Annotated in this window: 18 protein-coding genes; 11 read left to right on the plus strand and 7 right to left on the minus strand. The window is 72.0% G+C overall.

The annotated features are described in order from the left end of the window. Positions 1–19 precede the first annotated feature (19 nt). Positions 20–466 (minus strand): OsmC family protein, encoded by a 447-nt coding sequence (locus ACFVYA_RS17165; protein ID WP_387045976.1) that lies wholly within the window; start codon positions 464–466, stop codon positions 20–22. 175 nt (positions 467–641) lie between these two features. Between ACFVYA_RS17165 and ACFVYA_RS17170 the strand changes: the two genes are divergently transcribed. After that, entirely contained in the window at positions 642–1,256 is a 615-nt protein-coding gene (locus ACFVYA_RS17170; RefSeq protein ID WP_387046037.1) for a TetR/AcrR family transcriptional regulator, read from the plus strand. A gap of 71 nt (positions 1,257–1,327) precedes the next feature. On the opposite strand, the gene rpsA is transcribed toward ACFVYA_RS17170, so the two are convergent. Further along, positions 1,328–2,827: a 30S ribosomal protein S1 gene (gene rpsA, locus ACFVYA_RS17175; protein ID WP_387045978.1), complete on the minus strand. Its 1,500-nt coding sequence runs from the start codon at positions 2,825–2,827 to the stop codon at positions 1,328–1,330. Positions 2,828–3,143: 316 nt separating this feature from the next. Between rpsA and ACFVYA_RS17180 the strand changes: the two genes are divergently transcribed. The 6 genes from ACFVYA_RS17180 (at position 3,144) to ACFVYA_RS17205 (ending at position 9,168) form a co-directional block, all read left to right on the plus strand. Beyond that, positions 3,144–3,995: a class I SAM-dependent methyltransferase gene (locus ACFVYA_RS17180; protein ID WP_387045980.1), complete on the plus strand. Its 852-nt coding sequence runs from the start codon at positions 3,144–3,146 to the stop codon at positions 3,993–3,995. Further along, positions 3,992–4,909 carry a GNAT family N-acetyltransferase gene (locus ACFVYA_RS17185; RefSeq protein ID WP_387045982.1) on the plus strand — a complete coding sequence of 306 codons (918 nt, stop codon included), beginning with the start codon at positions 3,992–3,994 and terminating at the stop codon, positions 4,907–4,909. The genes ACFVYA_RS17180 and ACFVYA_RS17185 overlap by 4 nt, the downstream gene beginning before the upstream one ends. 22 nt (positions 4,910–4,931) lie before the next feature. After that, positions 4,932–5,852: a GNAT family N-acetyltransferase gene (locus ACFVYA_RS17190; RefSeq protein ID WP_285993366.1), complete on the plus strand. Its 921-nt coding sequence runs from the start codon at positions 4,932–4,934 to the stop codon at positions 5,850–5,852. 126 nt (positions 5,853–5,978) lie between these two features. Continuing rightward, positions 5,979–6,704 carry an ABC transporter ATP-binding protein gene (locus ACFVYA_RS17195; RefSeq protein WP_387045984.1) on the plus strand — a complete coding sequence of 242 codons (726 nt, stop codon included), beginning with the start codon at positions 5,979–5,981 and terminating at the stop codon, positions 6,702–6,704. After that, on the plus strand, positions 6,701–8,599 hold the full coding sequence (locus tag ACFVYA_RS17200; protein ID WP_387045986.1) for a YhgE/Pip family protein: 1,899 nt from the start codon (positions 6,701–6,703) through the stop codon (positions 8,597–8,599). The genes ACFVYA_RS17195 and ACFVYA_RS17200 overlap by 4 nt, the downstream gene beginning before the upstream one ends. Beyond that, positions 8,596–9,168 carry a TetR/AcrR family transcriptional regulator gene (locus ACFVYA_RS17205; protein ID WP_285993369.1) on the plus strand — a complete coding sequence of 191 codons (573 nt, stop codon included), beginning with the start codon at positions 8,596–8,598 and terminating at the stop codon, positions 9,166–9,168. Before ACFVYA_RS17200 ends, ACFVYA_RS17205 begins: the two co-directional genes overlap by 4 nt. Here ACFVYA_RS17205 and ACFVYA_RS17210 read toward each other — a convergent pair. Then, on the minus strand, positions 9,165–9,908 hold the full coding sequence (locus tag ACFVYA_RS17210) for an AraC family transcriptional regulator (RefSeq protein ID WP_387045988.1): 744 nt from the start codon (positions 9,906–9,908) through the stop codon (positions 9,165–9,167). The two genes, ACFVYA_RS17205 and ACFVYA_RS17210, sit on opposite strands and share 4 nt — an antisense overlap. An 85-nt stretch (positions 9,909–9,993) precedes the next feature. Here ACFVYA_RS17210 and ACFVYA_RS17215 point away from each other — a divergent pair, with 85 nt between their 5' ends. Further along, positions 9,994–10,920, plus strand: coding sequence for an NADP-dependent oxidoreductase (locus ACFVYA_RS17215; protein ID WP_285993371.1), 927 nt, complete (start codon positions 9,994–9,996; stop codon positions 10,918–10,920). A 78-nt stretch (positions 10,921–10,998) separates the two neighbouring features. On the opposite strand, the gene ACFVYA_RS17220 is transcribed toward ACFVYA_RS17215, so the two are convergent. The 3 genes from ACFVYA_RS17220 to polA all read right to left on the minus strand — a co-directional run bounded on the left by ACFVYA_RS17220 (position 10,999) and on the right by polA (position 16,125). Continuing rightward, positions 10,999–12,600: a serine protease gene (locus ACFVYA_RS17220; protein ID WP_285993372.1), complete on the minus strand. Its 1,602-nt coding sequence runs from the start codon at positions 12,598–12,600 to the stop codon at positions 10,999–11,001. Between the two features lie 102 nt (positions 12,601–12,702). Further along, a complete protein-coding gene (locus ACFVYA_RS17225) occupies positions 12,703–13,242 on the minus strand; it encodes an EF-hand domain-containing protein (RefSeq protein ID WP_387046039.1) in 540 nt (179 codons plus the stop codon). A 141-nt stretch (positions 13,243–13,383) separates the two neighbouring features. Next, positions 13,384–16,125 carry a DNA polymerase I gene (gene polA, locus ACFVYA_RS17230; protein ID WP_387045991.1) on the minus strand — a complete coding sequence of 914 codons (2,742 nt, stop codon included), beginning with the start codon at positions 16,123–16,125 and terminating at the stop codon, positions 13,384–13,386. Between the two features lie 62 nt (positions 16,126–16,187). Between polA and ACFVYA_RS17235 the strand changes: the two genes are divergently transcribed. Both ACFVYA_RS17235 and ACFVYA_RS17240 read left to right on the plus strand, forming a co-directional pair. Continuing rightward, a complete protein-coding gene (locus ACFVYA_RS17235) occupies positions 16,188–16,628 on the plus strand; it encodes a PaaI family thioesterase (RefSeq protein WP_285993374.1) in 441 nt (146 codons plus the stop codon). 6 nt (positions 16,629–16,634) lie between these two features. Beyond that, on the plus strand, positions 16,635–17,606 hold the full coding sequence (locus ACFVYA_RS17240) for a LysR family transcriptional regulator (RefSeq protein WP_285993375.1): 972 nt from the start codon (positions 16,635–16,637) through the stop codon (positions 17,604–17,606). Here the strand turns inward: ACFVYA_RS17240 and ACFVYA_RS17245 are convergent. Continuing rightward, entirely contained in the window at positions 17,572–18,342 is a 771-nt protein-coding gene (locus ACFVYA_RS17245) for an alpha/beta hydrolase family protein (RefSeq protein ID WP_387045993.1), read from the minus strand. The genes ACFVYA_RS17240 and ACFVYA_RS17245 overlap by 35 nt on opposite strands. A 550-nt stretch (positions 18,343–18,892) precedes the next feature. Between ACFVYA_RS17245 and ACFVYA_RS17250 the strand changes: the two genes are divergently transcribed. Next, the gene (locus tag ACFVYA_RS17250) at positions 18,893–20,044 is read left to right on the plus strand and encodes a branched-chain amino acid ABC transporter substrate-binding protein (RefSeq protein WP_387045995.1); all 1,152 of its coding nucleotides are present in this window, start codon (positions 18,893–18,895) and stop codon (positions 20,042–20,044) included. Positions 20,045–20,069 lie beyond the last annotated feature (25 nt).

Raw genomic sequence — 20,069 nt, forward strand, 5'->3', positions numbered from 1 at the left:
TTCGCCCCCCGAAAAGCGGTTAGCGGCCGGTTTCGCGTGTCTCGACCGCGATCTCCGACGACAGCGTGCGGTGCACCGGGCACTTGTCGGCGATCAGCATGAGCCTGGCGCGCTGATCGTCGTCGAGGTCGCCTTCGAGTTCGATCTCGCGGGTGATCCGGCTGAGCAAGCCGCGCTCGGTTTCGCACCGCGCGCAGTCTTCGGCGTGGATGCGGTCGTGCCGCAGCCGGACGGTCGCCCGGGTCAGCGGGATGCCCTTGCGGTCGGCGTACATCCGCAGCGTGATCGCCGTGCACGAACCCAGCGACGCGAGCAGCAGCTCGTACGGGTTCGGGCCCGCGTCGGCGCCGCCGACGGCGACCGGTTCGTCGACGAGCAGCGTGTGGGTGGCCGTGGCGACCTGCTGTGTGTAGGTGCCGTCGCCACTGGCGGTGACGACGACGGTGCCGGGCTCGGGGTGGTCCATCCGCCTGCAGTCCTCTCGGGTGGCGCCCACGGGGCGGGACGCCGCCGATCCGGACATCCGGCGCATTCCCAAGACGCGGCGGATATCGTATCTTCTGCAGCGGATGGGTCACCCGGACGCCGCCTGCGCCCGGCTGCCGCGAAGGGGGTGCGCCGTGGCTACCAGGCACTTGCCGATGCGCCCGGCCGACCAGGGCGGCCGCGAGCGCTACCTCGACGCGGCACTGTCCGTGCTCGTGGACCGCGGGGTCCCCGGCCTGACCGTCCGCGGCGTGGCCGAGGCGGCCGGCGCGTCGACGCTCTCGGTCTACGCCCGCTTCGGCGGCCGCGCCGGCCTGCTCGACGCCCTGTACGAGCGCACTTTCGACTCGCTGCGGGAGCTGCTGGAAGGACTGCCGCCGTCGAGCCAGGACGGCGTCGCGGACCTGCTGCACCTGGCGCTGCAGTACCGGAACTTCGCCCGCGAGAGCCCGACCCGCTACGCGTTGATGTTCGAGCGCCCGGTGCCCGGGTTCGACCCGGATCCGGCGCTGCGGTCGGCGGTGCTGCGGACGACGTTCACCCTGTTCATCGGCCGGGTCCAGCGGGTCTGCCCGCCGGGCGTGGACGCCCGCTCGGTGGCCTACCAGCTGTGGACGGCCATCCACGGCCTGGTCGGCGCGGAACTGCTGATGGCCTCGCGGCGGCCGCTGCCGGACTGGTTCATCCCGCCGACCGAAGAGGCGAACGAACAGATGTACCGCAACGGCGTCACCGCCATGATGACCGGCCTCGGCCTGCGCAACCGCTGACCCGGACCACGACAGAGCCCCCGGTCCGCGAAGGACCGGGGGCTCTGTCGTTCAGCTCGGAGAGCTAGTGCTCACGCACCGCCGGAGAGCTTCTCGCGGAGCGCCGCGAGCTGCTCGTCGGAGGCGAGGGTGCCACCGCTGCTCTTCGTGTCGGCCGGGGCCGAGCCCGAGGTGTAGCTTTCCGCGCCACCCTCGATGCCGGTCGCCGCGTCGGCAGCCGCTTCCGCGTCCTGCTCGACGGCCTTCACGACCTGCTTCATGTGGGCCTCGTAACGAGTGTGCGCCTCGGCGTACTGGCGCTCCCACTCCTCACGCTGCTTGTCGAAGCCTTCCTGCCACTCCTGGGTGTCCGGGTCGAAGCCTTCGGGGTAGATGTAGTTGCCCTCGGCGTCGTACTCGGCGGCCATGCCGTACTGGGTCGGGTCGAACTCGGTGTCCGGCGTGACACCCTCGTTCGCCTGCTTCAGCGACAGCGAGATGCGGCGGCGCTCCAGGTCGATGTCGATGACCTTGACCATGACGTCGCCGTTGACCTGGACGACCTGCTCCGGGATCTCGACGTGGCGCTCGGCCAGCTCCGAGATGTGGACCAGACCCTCGATGCCCTCTTCGACGCGCACGAACGCACCGAACGGAACCAGCTTGGTGACCTTGCCCGGCACGATCTGGCCGATCGCGTGGGTGCGGGCGAACTGGCGCCACGGGTCTTCCTGGGTCGCCTTCAGCGACAGCGAGACGCGCTCGCGGTCCATGTCGACGTCCAGGACCTCGACCGTGACCTCCTGGCCGACCTCGACGACCTCGGACGGGTGGTCGATGTGCTTCCAGGACAGCTCGGAGACGTGCACCAGGCCGTCGACGCCACCCAGGTCCACGAAGGCACCGAAGTTGACGATGGACGACACGACGCCCTTGCGGACCTGGCCCTTGGCGAGCGCGTTGAGGAACTCGCTGCGCACCTCGGACTGGGTCTGCTCGAGGTAGGCGCGGCGGGACAGGACCACGTTGTTGCGGTTCTTGTCCAGCTCGATGATCTTCGCCTCGAGCTCGCGGCCGACGTACGGCTGCAGGTCGCGCACGCGGCGCATCTCGACCAGGGACGCGGGGAGGAAGCCGCGCAGGCCGATGTCCAGGATGAGGCCGCCCTTGACGACCTCGATGACGGTGCCCTTGACGGGCTCGTCCTTCTCCTTGAGCTCCTCGATCGTGCCCCAGGCGCGCTCGTACTGCGCGCGCTTCTTGGACAGGATCAGACGGCCTTCCTTGTCCTCCTTCTGGAGAACCAGGGCTTCGACCTCATCGCCGACGGTGACAACCTCAGCCGGGTCGACATCGTGCTTGATGGAGAGCTCACGCGAGGGGATGACACCCTCGGTCTTGTAGCCGATGTCGAGCAGGACCTCGTCGCGGTCGACCTTGACGATCGTGCCTTCGACGATGTCGCCATCGTTGAAGTACTTGATCGTCTTGTCGATAGCCGCGAGGAAATCTTCCTCCGACCCGATGTCGTTGATGGCGACCTGCGGGGCCCCGGTGGGGGCGGTCGGGGCGGTGGCGGTGTCGGTGGTCATTAGGCGGGTTGCTCCGGTGGATGGAATCGAGGGTTGGCAGTTGTCGGCGCGAATGGGTGCATGCGTCGACCCTGCGAGCAAACGTCCACCAGTGAACGACCGCGGCATGACCCCGCATACGGTGCGCGACCCGAGTCCCAACCAGAAGCTGAGCGGAAGGCAGCGCGAACCCACTGCGCTAACACTTATCCTACGCGGCAGCCGCTAGGCGGCACAATCAGGGTCCCCCTGGCTCGCTAAGGTCCTCGCGGAAGCAAACCGCACGCACGAGGACGCCGGTGGCGCGAGCAGGCCACCGGGGACCGGAGACACCATCATGCCACCGGAGCAGGCGCCCGCGGCGGGGCGCCACGACGCCGCCGAGCACCGGCTGGGCACCACGGAGGTCGCCTACCGCCAGGTCGGCGGGGCCGAAGCTGCCGCGGCCAACCTCGCCTGGTGGGACGCCGACGCCGACGACTACCAGGCCGAGCACGGCGGGTTCCTCGGCGACGCCGACTTCGTCTGGTGCCCGGAGGGCGTCCGGGAAGCCGAGGCGAGGCTGCTCGGCGACGTCCGGGGCAAGCGCGTGCTGGAAGTGGGCTGCGGGCAGGCCGCCTGCGCGCGCTGGCTGGCCGCGGAGGGCGCCGACGCCGTGGCGACCGACCTGTCGGCCGGCATGCTGCGCCACGCCCGCGACGGCAACGCGCGCACCGGCCTGGCCGTCCCGCTCGTGCAGGCCAACGCCGAGCACCTGCCGCTGGCGTCCGGCAGCTTCGACGCGGCCTGTTCGGCCTTCGGCGCGATCCCGTTCGTGGCGTCGGTGGACGCGGTCTTCGCCGAGGTGCACCGGGTGCTGCGGCCGGGTGCCCCGTGGGTGTTCTCGGTGACGCACCCGATGCGGTGGATCTTCCCCGACGACCCCGGCCCGCAGGGGCTCACCGTCACCCAGCCGTACTTCGACCGCACGCCGTACGTCGAGGTCGACGACGAGGGCACCGCCACCTACGTCGAGTACCACCACACCCTCGGCGACTACGTGCGCGCGCTGGCCGGGGCCGGGTTCACCCTCACCGACCTGGTGGAGCCCGAGTGGCCCGCCGGGCACACGCGGGTGTGGGGCCAGTGGAGCCCGCTGCGCGGCAAGCTCTTCCCGGGCACCGCGATCTTCCGCACGCACCGCTCGTGAGCACCCTCGAAGCCCAGCAGAACGCGCGGTTCGCCGCGCTCGACCCGCTGCTCCCGCCGATCGCGGCCCCGCCGTCGCCGTCGAGCGAGCCGCTGATGGTGACGGTCGGCGGGCGCAAGGCCGGCGGGCTGCTGACGAACGTCGTGCACGCGCCGGGCTCCTGGCCCACGCTCTGGGGGCCGTCGGACATCCGGGACCTGACCGCGGTGCCGGGCGACAGCGGCGCCGCGGGCCTCGCCGCGCTGCTCGGCGCGTGGCGCGACCGGCTGCGCGGGACGCCGGCCGGCCCGGATTCGGCCTGCACGCTGACCTGGCCGAGCCGCGACGCCGAGGCGTCCGCGGTGCTCCTGGCGCACGGGTTCGCGCCGATGACGTGCCTGGCCGTGCGGGCCCCGGACGCGCCCGCCGAGCCCGGGACGGCACCGGTGACCGTCCGCCGGGCCGGGGAGGGCGACCTCGACGCGCTGACCGAGCTGCGGCTGGCCGAGTGGCGCTACACCTCGCTGGTCGGCACCGCGGTGCCGCGCCCGGGCGCGCCGGAACTGCTGCGCGCGGAAGCCGCGCGGGCCCTGCGCTTCAGCGGGCTGGTCTGGCTCGCGGAGGAGGACGGCGGCGTGCCGGCCGGCATGGCCTCCTGCGCGCTGGCTTCGGCCACGCCGGGCAACTCCGTCCACGGCCGGCTGCTCCCGGGCCGCTGGGGCTACGTCGACACGCTTTCGGTGGGTCCCGCCGCCCGCGGCGGCGGGGTCGGCCGGGCGCTGATGGCGGTGGCGCACCGGGAGCTGCTGGGGCACGACGTGCGCGGGACGTTCCTGTTCTACCACCCGCCGAACCCGCTTTCGCCGGTGTTCTGGCACCGGCAGGGTTATCGTCCACTGTGGACCATGTGGCTCCGGCGTCCCGCCTGGTCCTGACCGCACGATCCGAGGGGGCACCATGGACATCGCCGAGCCGCTGCTCGCGGCGCACCGGGCGCGCTTCGCCGCCGTCGACGCGCTGCTGCCGCCCGCCGCGCCACCGGCCGACGGCGAGCGCCTGGACGCGGCGACGGCGGACGGCACGCAGGTCACCGGGGTGCTGCAGCGCCGGCGGTTCGCGCGCGGAGACGTCCCGATGCTGTGGTCGGCCGCCGACACCTGGCAGCTCTTCCCGTACTTCGGCGACACCGGCACCGAAGGCGCCGACCTCCTGCTGCGCGCGCTGAAGGGCCGGCTCGAGGCGGAGGACACCGGCGACGACTCGGCGTGCGTGGTCGTCTGGCCCAGCCGGGACGCCGAGGCGATCCGCGCCTTCCTCGACCACGGTCTCGTGCCGCTCTCCGCGGTCGGCGTGCGCACCGCTCCCCCGCCGGAGGCCGCCGCGGGATTTTCGGTCCGGCGCGCCGGACCCGGCGACTTCGACGCGGCACTGGAGCTGGCGACGGCGACGTTCGACTACACCGGGCTCGTCGCCTCGCCGCGCCGGGACAACACGGCCGAGCTGCTGGCGCCGGCCCTGCGGGACGTCCTCGCCGCGGCGGAGCCGGCCGCCTGGCTGGCCGAGGCGGACGGCGAGCTGCGCGCGTTCGCGCACTGCGCGTGGCTCGATGCGGTCCCGGGCACCGAAGCGGGCGAGCTCCTCCCGCCGGGACGCTGGGGGTATGTGAACAACGTCGTGACCGCCCCGGGCGAGCGCGGCGGCGGGTTCGGCCGGGCCCTGATGGCCCACGTGCACCGGGAGCTGCACCGCGGTGGCGCGACCCGCACGTACCTCTACTACAACCCGACCAACCCGCTGTCCTCGGTGTTCTGGCACCGGCAGGGTTATCGTCCACTGTGGACGACGTGGGAGGTGCGCCCGGCGGCGGCGCTCCGGTGACGCGCGGCCCTGCCGGTGAGCCACCCACAAGTGTGACGTGCGTCCGGTGATCTTGCCGCCACCTCTCGCGCGGACTAGTTTTTGAACTGACCGGTCAGTTCAAAAGTTCGCGAAGCGGGAGAAACCGTGCAGGTCCGAGCCGATCGGGTGTCCCTCGAAGGGCACCACGGCACCTTGTTGCCGCCCACCTCCCTCACGTTCGGCGAGGGCGACCTGGCGATCGTGCACGGCGAACCCGGCGTCGGCGTCACGGCGTTCGGCCTCGCGCTGGCCGGCCGGCTCAAGCCGACCACCGGCACGGTGCACGCCGAGGGCGTCGATGCCCCGCTTACCGAGCTCGTCGCCGTCGTCGACGCCCCGGGCGTCAGCGAACCCGACGACGCGCTGCCCCTGCGCGTGGTCGCCGGCGAAGAGCTGGCGCTGGCCCACCGCCCGGCGGGCAAGGAGGACGTCGCCCGCTGGCTCGCCGACCACGACGCCGCGCCGTTCGGCGGCACGCGCTTCGAGAACCTCACCCCGGCGCTGCGCACGCGGCTGCTCACCGAGCTGGCCGCCGAGCGCAAGGGCGTGCGCGTGCTCGTGCTCGACACCCCCGACCGGCACACCAGCGACGTCGGCAGCTGGGCCGGGCTGGCCCGCGAACTGGCCGAACGCGGCCTGGCTGTGGTCGTCCTGACCGCCACCACGCCGTTGTCCGCGCTGCCCGTCACCCCCGCGCTCCTCGGCGCGGCCGAGCAGCCCGCGCCGCAGCACTGCGCTCCCCCCGAGAGTGCTCCCCCCGAGAGTGCTCCTCCCGCCGCCCCCGAACCCACCGAAGAGCTCACCGAGAGCACTGACGGAGTCCCCGAATGAACGCCTTCCGGATCGCGCGCAACGAGCTGCGCCGCCTCTCCACCGGCACCCTGCCGAAGCTCGCGCTGGTCGCGCTGGTGCTGGTGCCGCTGCTCTACGCGTCCTTCTACCTCTACGCGAACTACGACCCGTACGGCCGGCTCGACAAGCTGCCCGCCGCCGTCTTCACCAGCGACGCCGGCGCGAAGGACGCCGGCGGCCAGCAGCGCAACGTCGGCCGCGAGGTGACCGACGAGCTGGTCAAGTCCGGCACGTTCCAGTGGCACGAGGTGTCCGAGCAGGAGGCCCGCGACGGCGTCCGCGACGACAAGTACTCGTTCGCCATCGGCATCCCGAGCGGCTTCTCGGCCGCCCTGCTGGGCGTCGGCACGTTCCAGCCGCAGCAGGCGACGATCACGCTGACCACCAACGACGCCAACAACTACCTGTCCGGCACGATCGCGAAGCAGGTCGCCGAGCAGGTCCGCAAGACGATCGCGGAGAAGGTCGGCAGCGAGGCGGCGGACCGGTTCCTGGTCGGCTTCTCCACGATCTACGCCAAGATCCAGGAGGCCTCGACCGGCGCGTCGCAGCTCGCCGACGGCGCCACGCAGCTCAAGTCGGGCCAGCAGCAGCTGGCCGACGGCGCGGCGAAGCTCGCGGACGGCTCGTCGACGCTGGCGACCGGCCTGGGCACGCTCAAGAGCGCCACCGCGTCCCTGCCGTCGCAGACGCAGCAGCTCGCCAACGGCGCTTCGCAGGTGGCCACCGGCGACCAGAAGGTCGCCGACGCGGCTTCGGTCGCCGCGACGGCGTCGTCGGACATCCAGGGCAAGCTCGATTCCTACCGCACCCAGCTGCAGACGGACCTGCGCGAGGCGGGTGTGCCGGACGCCCAGGTGCAGGCGATCCTGGCCAAGGCCGACCAGCTGCGCTCCCCGGTCGACCAGGCGAACGGCAAGATCCAGCAGGCCAACGGCGACCTGGCGAAGCTGGCCGACGGCGCCCGCCAGGTGTCCGACGGCGCGGCCAAGCTCGCGGCGGCGTCCCCGCAGCTGGCGAGCGGCATCGCCCAGGCGTCCGACGGCGCGAACCAGCTGCGCGACGGCGCGTCCCAGCTCAGCGACGGCGAGAAGACGGCCGTGACCGGCACGAACCAGCTCGCGGACGGCGCGGTGAAGCTGCGTGACGGGCTCGCGGCCGGGCTCCAGCAGATCCCGAACCCGGACGACCCGACCCGCAACGCGACGGCCAACACGATCGCGGACCCGGTGGCGGTGAACGCCAACGGCGAGGCGTCGGCGGGGACGTACGGCGCGGGACTGGCCCCGTTCTTCATCTCGCTGGCCACCTGGATCGGCGCGTTCGTGCTGTTCCTGATCCTGCGCCCGCTCTCGACGCGCGCGCTGACCGCGGGCGCGGCCCCGTTCCGGGTCGCGGTCGGCGGCTGGCTGTCCTCGGCGCTGCTCGGCATCGCGCAGGTGGTCGTCCTGTTCGGCGCGGTGACGTGGCTGGTCGGCATCCACATCGCGCACCCGGTGGCGGCGATCGGGTTCGCCGTGCTGGTGTCGCTGACGTTCACCTCGGTGGTGCACGCGCTCAACGCCTTCTTCGGCGCGGTCGGCAAGTTCCTCGGCCTCGTGCTGCTGGTGCTGCAGCTGGTGAGCGCGGGCGGCACGTTCCCGTGGCAGACGATCCCGGACGCGCTGTACCCGCTGCACGTGGTGCTGCCGATGGGGTACGCGATCGACGGCTTCCGCCACCTGTTCTACAGCGGGGCCACGACGACGCAGCTGCTCGGCGACGTCGGCGTGCTGCTGGCGTACCTGGTGGGCGGGATCCTGGTGTCCACTTTGGCCGCCCGCAAGCGTCGCGTTTGGACGGTGTCCGCGCTCAAGCCCGAGCTGAGCCTGTGAGCGGCGCGACGAAGCAGAAGCTCTTCGAGGCGACGTTGGAGCTCGCGAAGAGCCGGGGCCTGGTGGGCCTGACGGTCGACGACATCGCGGCGGCGGCGGGCGTCGCGAAGGGCACGGTGTACTACAACTTCGGGTCGAAGGACGGCCTGGTCGACGCGTTGCTGCGGTACGGCGTGGACATGCTCGCTCTTCGGCTGCGCGCGGCGGTTTCGGACGCGGATCCGCTGGACGTGATCGAGGCGCAGGTCGACACGACGCTGGAGTTCATCGCGCAGTACCCCGGGTTTTCGCAGATCCTGGTGAGCGAGCTGTGGCGGACGCCGGGCCAGTGGCACGGGACGCTGTCGTTGCTGCGCGAGGAGATCATCTCGATCGTGAAGCAGCAGCTGTCGCGGCTGGAGGCGGCGGGCCGGTTGCCGGAGGGCGTCGAAATCCCGACGGCGGCGGCCGGGTTGTTCGGGACGATGCTGGTGGTCGCGCTGGACTGGCAGGTATTTGGGCCGCAACGAACGCGGGCCGAGGTGCGCGACGCGGTGATGGTGCTGATCCGGGGCCTCGGTCGCCGCTAGCCGGCGGCGCGCGCCTTCGCGCGGTACCGGCCGGGGGTCTGGCCGACGAGATCGGTGAAGGCGTCGATGAAACTGCCCGGGTTCGCCCAGCCGAGGCGCGTCGCCGTGTCGGTGACCGAAGTGCCTTCGCCGAGTTCGAGCACGGCCCGCTGGATGCGCAACAGCGTGCGCCACTGGTGGAAGCTCATCGACAGTTCGCTGCCGAACAGCCGGCTGAGCGTTCGATCGCTCGAGCCGGTCCGGTGCCCCAGCTCGGCCAGGGTCGCCGGGCTCGCCGGATCGGCGTGCAGCAGGTCGGTGACGGCCTTGAGGCGGGGATCGCCCGGTTCGGGGAGGCGCAGGGGTTCCCGCGGGGCGCGGTCGAGCTCCGTGAGGACGACCTCGAGCAGCAGCCGGGCCCGGGGGCTGCCGGCCGGGTCGTGGTCGCCGGTCGCCGCCAGGTAGGCCTCGCGCAGCAGCGCACCGGCGGTGAACACCGAGGGCTGCGCCGGCAGCCGCCGGGCCGCCGCCGCCGGCACCTCGAGCAGCCGGACGACGGTCGCGCCGTGCGCGCGGCTGCTGTGCACGTGGAATGGGGGCACCCAGGTGATGCGGTTCGCCGGCGCCACCCAGGTGCCGGCCCGGGTCGTGGTGACCAGCGCCCCGGAGGCGGCGTACCTGAGCTGGCCGAAGTCGTGGGAGTGCGGGGGCACCTCCTCGCCGTGGGCCAAGGGCGGGCAGCCGGCCGGTGACTCGATCATGACCCCACGATACGACGGCGGGTTTCCGGAATTTCCCGGCGGGACACCGGTGGTACGCCGTCGCCGCGACGATCATCGTTGAGGCATGCGAGCCATCACCCAGCACACGTTCGGCGGTCCCGAGGTCCTCACCATCGTGGACGCGCCCGAGCCCCGGCCCTTGCCGGGCGAAGTCCTCGTCCGCGTCGAGGCGATCGGGCTGAACCCCCTGGAACCGCGCCTGCGCGCCGGCGAGTTCCCGCTGCTCGGCCCGCCGCCGTTCGTCCTCGGCTGGGACATCAGCGGCGTGGTCGAGGCGGCGCAGACGTGGCGGTTCCGGCCCGGCGACGAGGTGTTCGGGATGCCACTGTTCCCGCGGGCGGCCGGCGCGTACGCCGAGTTCGTGGCCGCACCGGCACTGCACTTGGCCCGCAAACCCGCGTCGCTTTCCCACGTCGAGGCGGCGGCGTTGCCGATCGTCGGGCTGACGGCGTGGCAGGGTCTGGTCGACCTCGGCGGCGTGACCGAGGGCGACCGCGTGCTGATCCACGGCGGTGGCGGCGGGGTCGGCCACGTCGCGATCCAGATCGCGAAGGCGCTCGGCGCGCACGTGATCACCACCGCCGGCGGGAGCAAGCGGGAATTCGTCGAGGGGCTCGGCGCCGACGAGGTCGTCGACTACACGGCGGCGGACTTCACCGAGGTGGTCGGCGACATCGATCTGGTGCTCGACACGCTCGGCGGCGACACGGCCTGGCGCTCGCTCGACGTGCTCCGCCCCGGAGGGCACCTGGTGACGGCGGTCGCCGACGAGGACACGGAGCTGATCGCGAAGGTCGAGGCGGCCGGCCGGCGCTTCAGCGGCGTGGGGGTCGACCCCGATCCGGTTGCCCTGCGCCGCCTCGTGGACCTGGTCGAGGAGGGCAGGCTGCGGGTCCACGTGCAGGAGACGTTCCCGTTCGAGCGCATCGCCGACGCCCACCGGCTGATGGAGCGCGGTCACCTTCGGGGCAAGGTGGTCCTGACCGTCTGATCCCCGGCCCGCGGTCCGCCACCCGACCCGCTGAGTACGCCCACCGGCCATCCGGGGCCGCGAGCCCCGGAGGGCTGCTCAGCCGCGGTCCTCGATGCGGGCCCGCACCGCCGCCGCGTAGGTGTCGACCGCGGTGGCCGCGGCCGTCAGCTCGCAGGGGCCGTCGATCAGCAGCCTCTTCGCCGGGGTGTACGCCTGCTCGATCTCCGGGTCACCGACCAGCCCGTGCTCGCGGGCCAGCTCCAGATCACCCGCCAGGCGGGTGCGCAGCTCCTCGCGGCGGGCGACCAGCCCGTCGAGGACCGCGCGCTGGCGGCGGCCGTCCTCCACGGCCGGGGCCACCGCGTGCTCGTGGCCGTCGATGTGGCGCTCGACCCACTCCGCGTCGCCGTCCACCTCCGCCGACCGCAGCTGCTTGAGCGCGCCGCGCAGTCGCTGCGCGCGGGCCGGCAACATCGCGACGCCCGTGAAGCGCGTCGCCACGCGTAGCTGGTAGGCCTCGATCTCCGCCAGCTCCGCCACCGCCTGGGTGAGCACCTCCAGGCGACCGGCGAGGTCGTCCGGGGCCGGGCGGGCCTGGCCCGTGCTCGCCCGCACCGCCGCCACCCCCGGCGAGGACTCCTCCCGGAAGCCGAGCAGCAGGCGGAGACCCAGCTCGGCCGCGCGGCCGGCGAGCGGGGCGAGCACCTCGCCGACGAGCCGTTCGGGCTCCGCCGAGTCGTCGATCCCGTCGACGACCAGGGTCCGGCCCGCGACGCCGGTGGTGAGCCGGTCGGCGATGCGGTGGCGGACGGCGTCCGCGGTGCGGCCGGTCGCGTCGACCGCGAGGTCCACGCTGCCCGGCGGCGGCATCTCGCCGAGCGCCGGCGGCAGGCCGGGCACGCCGAGGGAACGTTCCCGGTCGGCGAGCACGATCCCGAACCGCAACGCCGCGGCGACGGGCGAGCCGGCCTCGCCGGTGTCGACGACCCAGACCGTGCCCGGCTCGGCCTTGGCGAACCAGTCGGCGACGCGCTGCACGAAGGAGACGTCGACGGCCTCACCGACCGGCCGCGAGAAGCTCGCGTCGACGGCGGGGCTGCCGGAAGTCCAGATGCTCAGCTGGGGCAGGTGCCCGAGCATGGTTTCGACCGGCACCATCCAGGTGCCGGAGTCCTTGCCGACGACCATGCCGACGACGTGGCCGGTCGCCTCGTCGATCACCGCCGTGCCGCCGAAACCGGGGCCGAGCGGTTCGGCTTCGGCGGTGCGGAAGAGGCGGACCCATTCGCCGCCGGTCTGTTCCGGGCCGCCGAGCCGGGCGAGCGTCCAGCGGCCGACCGAACCCGGCGGGAACCCGAACGCGCGGACGAGCTGGTGCTCGCCGAGGGGCATGCGGTGCAGCGGGGCGCGGAACACGCGGGATTCGGGGCGTTCCAGGCGCAGCAGGGCGAGATCGCCGTGGCCGCCGCCGTCGGAGGGCACCCAGCAGCCTTCGACGACGGTCGCCGTGGCGGGCATGGCCTCGGCCAAGCCGACGAAGTCGACGCTCAGCGCGGATCGGGGGCCACCGGCGGTCTCGACGACGTGCGCGCTCGTGAGCACGTGGTACTCGTCCAGTACCGTGCCCGCACCGCACACCCGGCCGAGTTCGTCGTGCAACCGGACCCGCCAGCGTCGTCGCTCACGCTCGAACCCCATTCGGCGGACCCTACGCCGTGATCGCCAGGCGTCGGCAGCGACTCCCTTACCGATCAGTAATCGCTCACCCGAACGGAGTCCTCCGTTCGGCACAACGCGCGTTCAGAAGCGGCCGAACACGCGGCTGCCGGGCGCGGCCGGGTCGTCGCCGGCCCAGAACTCGAACCAGTGCCGGGTGAACTCCTCGCGGGACAGGCGCCCGTCGCCGTCGGAGTCGAGGAGCGCGAAGACATCGCCGGACGGCGTGCCGACGCCGTTCCAGGCCGCGATGAGGCGTTCGTACTCGGCGGCGGAGATGACGCCGTCGCCGTTTTCGTCGACGGCCTCGAACATCGCCTCGGCCGTCCCGGTGACGGCGCCCGGCGCCGCCGGGAGTTCGTCGACGACCTGGAGCACCTGGTCGAGGCTGACCCGGCCGTCACCGCCCGCGGCGTCGTCGAGGGTGCCCCACCAGCCCATCATGACGGCGGCGAGCTTCTGCCCGGCCGGCGTGCTCGCGTCGGTGCCGCGGAGGTCGAGCCACCTCGCGGTGAGGGCCCGGAAGTCGGTCTCCGTCAGGAAACCGTCGCCGTCGGTGTCCATGGCGCCGAAGACGCCGGAGATCTTGCGCCGCTGGAAGTCACTGGCCATGGCGCCCAGCATCGTCGCGGCGCGGCACGCCCGACGACGTCCGCCCGAGTGCTCCCGCGTCACGACCCGGTGATCCGGGCCGTGACGCGGAGTCACCCGCTTGAGGGGGTCCGGGTGGCGGAGCCCCCGGCCCGGGGCGGAGCCCCGGATGTCTCAGTGCGCGGCTTCGTTCCAGGACCGGCCGTAGCCGACCGAAACCTCGAGCGGCACCGCCAAGGCGTACGCCGAGCCCATGCCCTCGCGCACCAGTTTCTCCAGCTGTTCCTTTTCGCCTTCGGCGACTTCCAGGACCAGTTCGTCGTGGACCTGCAGCAGGATCCGGCTCTTCAGCTTCGCCTCGACCAGCGCGCGGTGGACGTTGAGCATCGCGACCTTGATGATGTCGGCCGCGCTGCCCTGGATCGGGGCGTTCAGCGCCATCCGCTCGGCCATCTCGCGGCGCTGGCGGTTGTCGCTGTTGAGGTCCGGCAGGTAGCGGCGGCGGCCGAAGACCGTCTCGGTGTACCCGTTCTTCGCCGCGATGCCGACGACCGAGTGGAGGTAGTCGCGCACCCCGCCGAAGCGGTCGAAGTACGCCTCCATCTGGGCCTTGGCGTCTTCGGTGGAAATCCGCAGCTGCTGCGAAAGCCCGTACGCCGACAACCCGTACGCGAGCCCGTAGGACATCGCCTTGACGCGGTAGCGCAGCTCCGGCGTGATCTCCTCCGGCGGCATCGAGAACGCCCGCGACGCGACGAACGTGTGCAGGTCCTCGCCGCTGTTGAACGCCTCGATGAGGCCTTCGTCCTGCGAAAGGTGCGCCATGATCCGCATTTCGATCTGGCTGTAGTCCGCGGTCATCAGCTCGGTGAAGCCCTCGCCGACGACGAAGGCGTCGCGGATGCGGCGGCCTTCCTCGGTGCGGACCGGGATGTTCTGCAGGTTCGGCTCGGTCGAGGACAACCGCCCGGTGGCCGCGATCGTCTGCAGCAGCGTGGTGTGGATGCGCCCGTCGTCGGCGACCGACTTGATCAGGCCCTCGACCGTCGTGCGCAGCTTCGTCGCGTCCCGGTGCTCCAGCATGTGCTGCAGGAACGGGTGCTCGGTCTTCTCGAACAGGCCCTGCAGCGCCTCGGCGTCGGTGGTGTAGCCGGTCTTGGTGCGCTTGGTCTTCGGCATGCCGAGCTCGTCGAACAGCACGACCTGCAGCTGCTTCGGCGAGCCGAGGTTGATCTGCTTGCCGATCACCGCGTACGCCTCTTCGGCGGCCTGGGTGACGCGCGAAAGGTAGTGCGCTTCGAGCGTGGTCAGCTGTTCGAGGTCGACGGCGACACCGGCGATCTCCAGCTCGGTGATCACCTCCAGCAGCGGCAGCTCCAGCTCGGCGAGCAGCTTCGCGCCGCCGATCTGCTCGAGCTCCTTGTCGAGCGCGCCGGCCAGCTCGAAGATCGCGCGGGCCTTGACCAGCTCGTCCTGGATCTCCTTTTGCTCCAAGCCTTCCGCGCCGCCGTCGAGCAGCGACAGCTGCCCGTCGCCGCCGTCGGTCTCCGAGCGCAGCTCGCGGTGCAGGTAGCGCAGCGCGAGGTCGTCCAGCTCGAAGGTGCGCTGTCCGGGCCGCACGAGGTACGCGGCCAGCGCGGTGTCCATGGCGAGCCCGGCGACGGCCCAGCCGCGGGCGCGGATCGCGTGCAGCGGGACCTTCAGGTCGTGGCCGGTCTTGCGGATGGCCGGGTCGGCCAGCCAGGCGGCCAGCGCCGCGTCGTCGGCTTGGTCCATCGCCGTGACGTCGACATACGCGCCTTCGCCGTCGGCCGTCGCGAAGGCGATCGCACGCAGATCGGACCGGACCGACGTGCCCACGGCGCGGAAGGACAGGGCCACCGGCTCGCCGGCGCTCGCGTGCGCGGTCAGCCACGCGCCCAGCGCGCCCGGCGCGAGCGCGGAACCCGATACCTCGAAGCCCTCGTCGGCCTCCGGCTCGGCACTCTGCAGCGTCGCGAACAGCCTGTCGCGCAGCACGCGGAACTCCAGCTCGTCGAACAGCGCGTGCACCGCCTCGCGGTCCCACGGGCGCAGCTCCAGCCCGGACGGCGCGAGCTCCAGCTCGACGTCCCGGATCAGCTCGGTCAGCTGGCGGTTGAGCTGGACCGCGGACAGGTGTGCCCGCAGCGCGTCCCCGACCTTGCCCTTGACCTCGTCGACCCGGTCGATGAGGTCGTCGAGCGAGCCGAACTGCTTGATCCACTTGGCCGCGGTCTTCTCGCCGACGCCCGGGATGCTCGGCAGGTTGTCCGAGGGGTCGCCGCGCAGCGCGGCGAAGTCCGGGTACTGCCGCGGGGTGAGCCCGTACTTCTCCTCGACGGCGTCCGGGGTGAACCGGGTCATCTCCGAAACGCCGCGCTTCGGGTACAGCACGGTGACGTGCTCGGTGACCAGCTGCAGCGCGTCGCGGTCGCCGGTGCAGATGAGGACGTCGAAGCCGTCGGCCGTCGCCTGCGTCGTGAGCGTGGCGATGATGTCGTCGGCCTCGAAGTTCTCCTTGACCAGCGACGGGATGCCGAGCACTTGGAGGACCTCCTTGACCAGGTCCACCTGGCCGCGGAACTCGTCCGGCGTCGTGCTGCGGTTCGCCTTGTAGTCGGCGTAGGTCTCCGAGCGGAACGTCTTGCGCGAGAGGTCGAACGCCACCGCGAGGTGGGTGGGTGCTTCGTCGCGCAGGAGGTTGATGAGCATCGAGGTGAAGCCGAAGACCGCGTTCGTGACCTGACCGGTCTTCGTCTTGAAGTTCTCCGCGGGCAGGGCGAAGAACGCGCGGTAGGCCATGGAATGACCGTCGATCAGCAGCAGCTTCGGCCGCTCGGCGGTGGCGGTGGTTCCTGTGGCGTTGGCAACGGTCGTCTTCTCACTCGGGCTCACGCGGCCGAGTCTAGGCTGAGGGTCCGACACTCTTACGTGTCGCATAGGAAGAGGAGCTTTGCGTGACCGAACGCGCCGCAGACGTCGCGGTCGACAGCTACGCCGGTATCGACCCGGCCGCCGCGGACCAGCAGCTGAACGACAAGGTCGGCATGAAGCTGCTGGAGGCGACGGCCGAACGCGTGGTCGGCACGATCCCGGTCGAAGGCAACCTCCAGCCGTACGGCCTGCTGCACGGCGGCGCCAACGCCGTGCTGGCCGAGGCGCTGGGTTCGACGGTCGCCGCGCTGAACGCCGGGCCGGACCGCGCGGCGATGGGGCTGGAGCTGTCCTGCACGCACCACCGGGCCGTCCGGTCGGGCACCGTCACCGGCGTGGCGACGCCCCTGCACGTCGGCCGCGGCACGATCACCACGGAGATCGTGCTGACCGACGACGAGGGCCGCCGCACCTGCACCGCCCGGCTCACCTGCGTGGTCCGGGACCGCCCGCCGGGCGCCTGAACCCCCGTGGACCTCGACGTCGCCCAGGTCCGGGCGTTCGTGGTGACCGCGGAGCAGCGGCACTTCGGGCGGGCCGCCCAGTCGTTGTTCCTCACCCAGCAGGCGTTGTCGAAGCGGATCCGGAAGCTCGAAGACGCCCTCGCGACACCGTTGTTCCTGCGCACGCCCCGCTCGGTCGAACTGACCGCCGATGGCGAACGGTTCCTCCCGCACGCGCGCGAGCTGGTGCGGGTGGCCGACGCCGCCGTGGCCGCGATGGGCGCCGAGGACCGGCCGTTGCGCCTCGACCTCGTCGACCACCGGCTCTCCCCCATGTTCCTGCTCCGCCGGCTGGCCGCGCACGAACCGGGGCTGCGCATCGACCGGGTCGCCGGCCGCGGGTTCGCGAACGCGATCGACCCGCTGCTGTCCGGGGAACTCGACGCCGCCTTCGGCCGGGTGTCCGGCTGCGGGCGGCCGCTGCCGGACGAGCTGGAACACCGGCCGGTCCGGCTCGAGCCGCTGGTCGCGCTGCTCGCGCCGGAGCACCCGCTGGCCGTGCTGGACGTGCTGCGCCTCGACGAGCTGCGCGCCGACGGGATCTGGCTGCCCGGGCTCGGCGGCCCCGCCGAGTGGCTGTCCTACCTGAAGGAGCTGTGCGACGAGTTCGCCGTGCCGATCGACGACTCCGGCGTCAGCTACGACCTGCGGCACACGCTCGAGCAGACGCGGTACGGCAAGCGGCGCGTCACCCTGGCCGGGGCCGACATGGAGCTGGCACCGGACCTCAACCTGAAGGTGCTGCCGTTCGAGCCGTCTCCGTTGTTCCCGTGGTCGCTGGTCTGGCGGCGCGGCAAGGCGCACCCGGCGCTGCGGCGGCTGCTGGCCGTCGCCGGGCGCACCAGCCGCGAAGAGGACTGGTGCGCCTACGACCCCGAGCACGCCTGGCTGCCCGCCGGCGACGTCAGCCTCGCAGCCGCCGCGCGAACCACTCGCTGAACGCCGCGTCGACCCGCGCCGCGGCCGGCGTCCCCGGTGGGAACTCGTGCGCCATCCCGTCGACCGTCACCAGCTCGGTCCCCAGCTTCGCGTGCAGCGCCGCCGCGGGTTCGCGCACGGCGACGTCGTCGTCCGCGCCGGTGACCAGCAGCAGCGGCGCGGTCAGCTCGGCGGACCGGTTCACGTAGTCGTAGCGGGCCGCGACCGCCCGGGACCGCTCGGTCCACGCGTAGGTCACCCCGAAGCGCCGCTCGTTGGCGGTGATCATCGGTGCGAGCTGGACGACCGGGCTGGCCACCGCCGCGGCGGTGATCTCGACGTCGCCGCGGGCGAGGACCTCCAGTGCCACGATCGCCCCGGCCGAGCCGCCGAACACCCCGAGCGGCCCGGTCGCGCCCGGCAGCCGGTCGCGCAGGTCGGCCAGCGCGGCCGGGAACTCGGCCGCCGCCTGCTCGGTCACCGGCTCGAAGACGTTCAGGACGGCGTCCTCGCTCGCCCGCCGGAAGACCTCTTCGGGGCCGCCCTCGGGCAGCCGTGCCCCGGAGAGCGGGAGCCCGAAGTACACGCGCCACGCCCGCAGGTCCGCCATCGGGACGGCCTCCGCCATCGCCCGCTCAGTCGCCGGCACGTCCATCAGGTGCCAGCCCGCCACCAGCGCCACCGGACCGTCCGGGTCCGCCGGCGGTACCGCCACGAACGGCACCCCCGCGGCCACGCCCTCGACCATCTCGCTCATCTTCTCTCTCCCTGTCTTCCGGCTGCTTCCAGCGAAGCGCCGGCGAGGGGCGCGGGTCCAACAGCCCTTCCGGCGGCCACGACAACCGTTGGTTGTGACAGCCGGCTCCGGCCGGATGGCCTTTCGGGCAGACCTGAGCAAGGGGGTGGTCCGTTCGGCCCGCCGAACCGGACGTAAGGTGCATCCCGACGGCGGTGCCCGCGCCGCCGCGGCCCCGTCAGGGTGAACAGCGGGCCACCGGGAAACCGGCCACGGTCCGGTCGCCGAAATGGGCGATGACATACCGCTGAAACACTGCTGTCACCCATTCGCAGAACGAGCGCCGATACTTAGCATCGCTGCGTGACCAGCAGCGGGCCACAGGGAAACATCGTTCGGCTTTTCGTGCAATTCGTGTCGGTTGCGATCGTCACGATGTGGACACAGAGTAGTGAGGCCGCCTGTGCACAAGACGGGCGAGAGGGATATCTTCCTGCCCTAACCTAGCCCCTGTGTCGGGGGCAACGCCTACCGGCGGCTGGTTGGTCATGGGAGGTAGTCGGTGTCAGGAGTGCGTTTTGGACGGGTTCTCGCCCTCGCAGCGGCGACGTCGCTCGCGCTGGCGGGCTGCGCCGGTGGCGGCTCGTCGAGCAGTGGTGACGGCAGCACGCTGAAGATCGGGTTCATGGGCGACCTGACCGGGGAGAACTCCGGGATCGTCATCCCGCCCCGCAACGGTGCCCAGCTCGCGATCGACGAGTACAACGCCACGAATCCGAAGACCAAGATCGAGCTGAAGCCCTACGACAGCCAGGGCAAGCCCGACCAGGCGACCTCGCTGATCACCACGGCGATCGGCTCGGACAAGATCACCGCGCTGATCGGCCCGGCCTTCTCCGGCGAGTCGAAGGCCATCGGCGGCCAGCTCGAGCAGAACAAGATCCCGAGCGTGTCGCCCTCGGCGACCAACCCGGGCCTGGCGAAGAACAACTGGTCGTACTGGCACCGCGTCGTGGCCAACGACGACGACCAGGGCCCCGCCATCGCGAACTTCCTGATCACGGCGAAGTCGCCGAAGTCGGCGTTCGTCATCTCGGACGACCAGGAGTACAGCGTCGGCCTCGCGGACGCGTTCGAGAAGACCTTCAAGGACAAGGGCGTCGCGGTTCAGCGCGACAAGTTCCCGAAGGACGCGCCGGACTACTCCTCGACCGTGCAGAAGGTCAAGGCGGCCAACCCGGACATCATCACCTTCGGTGGCTACTACGCGCAGGGCGGCCCGCTGCTCAAGCAGCTGCGTGACGGCGGCGTGAAGGCCATCTTCGCCACCGGTGACGGTTCGCTCGACCCGCAGCTGGTCTCGGGCGCGGGTGCCGCGGCCGCCGAAGGCGCGGTCATCGGCTGCCCGTGCAACATCCCGGACGCGGGTGCCGCGAACGAGTTCGCCACCAAGTACAAGGCGAAGTTCAACGTCGCTCCGGCGATCTACGCGACCGAGGGCTACGACGCCGCGACCGCCCTCATCAACGCGGTCAAGGCGGGCAACACCACCGGCGAGAAGATCAACGAGTTCCTGAAGACCGTGGACTTCAAGGGCGCCTCGAAGCAGATCAAGTTCAAGGCGAACGGTGAGCCCGAGACCGCCGCGATCAACGTGTACCAGGTCGTCGGTGGCGTCATCAAGAACCTCGGCGCGTCGACCGAAGCCAAGATCACCGGCTGACGAAACAGGAATAGCACTTGACGAC

The sequence above is a fragment of the Amycolatopsis sp. NPDC058278 genome, assembly GCF_042881395.1.
GTDB lineage: Bacteria > Actinomycetota > Actinomycetes > Mycobacteriales > Pseudonocardiaceae > Amycolatopsis.

Coding starts and splice junctions, on each gene's coding strand:
- ACFVYA_RS17165 (WP_387045976.1), bottom strand. CDS start 466: ATGGACCACCCCGAGCCCGGCACCGTCGTCGTCACCGCCAGTGGCGAC.
- ACFVYA_RS17170 (WP_387046037.1), top strand. CDS start 642: ATGCGCCCGGCCGACCAGGGCGGCCGCGAGCGCTACCTCGACGCGGCA.
- rpsA (WP_387045978.1), bottom strand. CDS start 2,827: ATGACCACCGACACCGCCACCGCCCCGACCGCCCCCACCGGGGCCCCG.
- ACFVYA_RS17180 (WP_387045980.1), top strand. CDS start 3,144: ATGCCACCGGAGCAGGCGCCCGCGGCGGGGCGCCACGACGCCGCCGAG.
- ACFVYA_RS17190 (WP_285993366.1), top strand. CDS start 4,932: ATGGACATCGCCGAGCCGCTGCTCGCGGCGCACCGGGCGCGCTTCGCC.
- ACFVYA_RS17200 (WP_387045986.1), top strand. CDS start 6,701: ATGAACGCCTTCCGGATCGCGCGCAACGAGCTGCGCCGCCTCTCCACC.
- ACFVYA_RS17210 (WP_387045988.1), bottom strand. CDS start 9,908: ATGATCGAGTCACCGGCCGGCTGCCCGCCCTTGGCCCACGGCGAGGAG.
- ACFVYA_RS17215 (WP_285993371.1), top strand. CDS start 9,994: ATGCGAGCCATCACCCAGCACACGTTCGGCGGTCCCGAGGTCCTCACC.
- ACFVYA_RS17220 (WP_285993372.1), bottom strand. CDS start 12,600: ATGGGGTTCGAGCGTGAGCGACGACGCTGGCGGGTCCGGTTGCACGAC.
- ACFVYA_RS17225 (WP_387046039.1), bottom strand. CDS start 13,242: ATGCTGGGCGCCATGGCCAGTGACTTCCAGCGGCGCAAGATCTCCGGC.
- ACFVYA_RS17245 (WP_387045993.1), bottom strand. CDS start 18,342: ATGAGCGAGATGGTCGAGGGCGTGGCCGCGGGGGTGCCGTTCGTGGCG.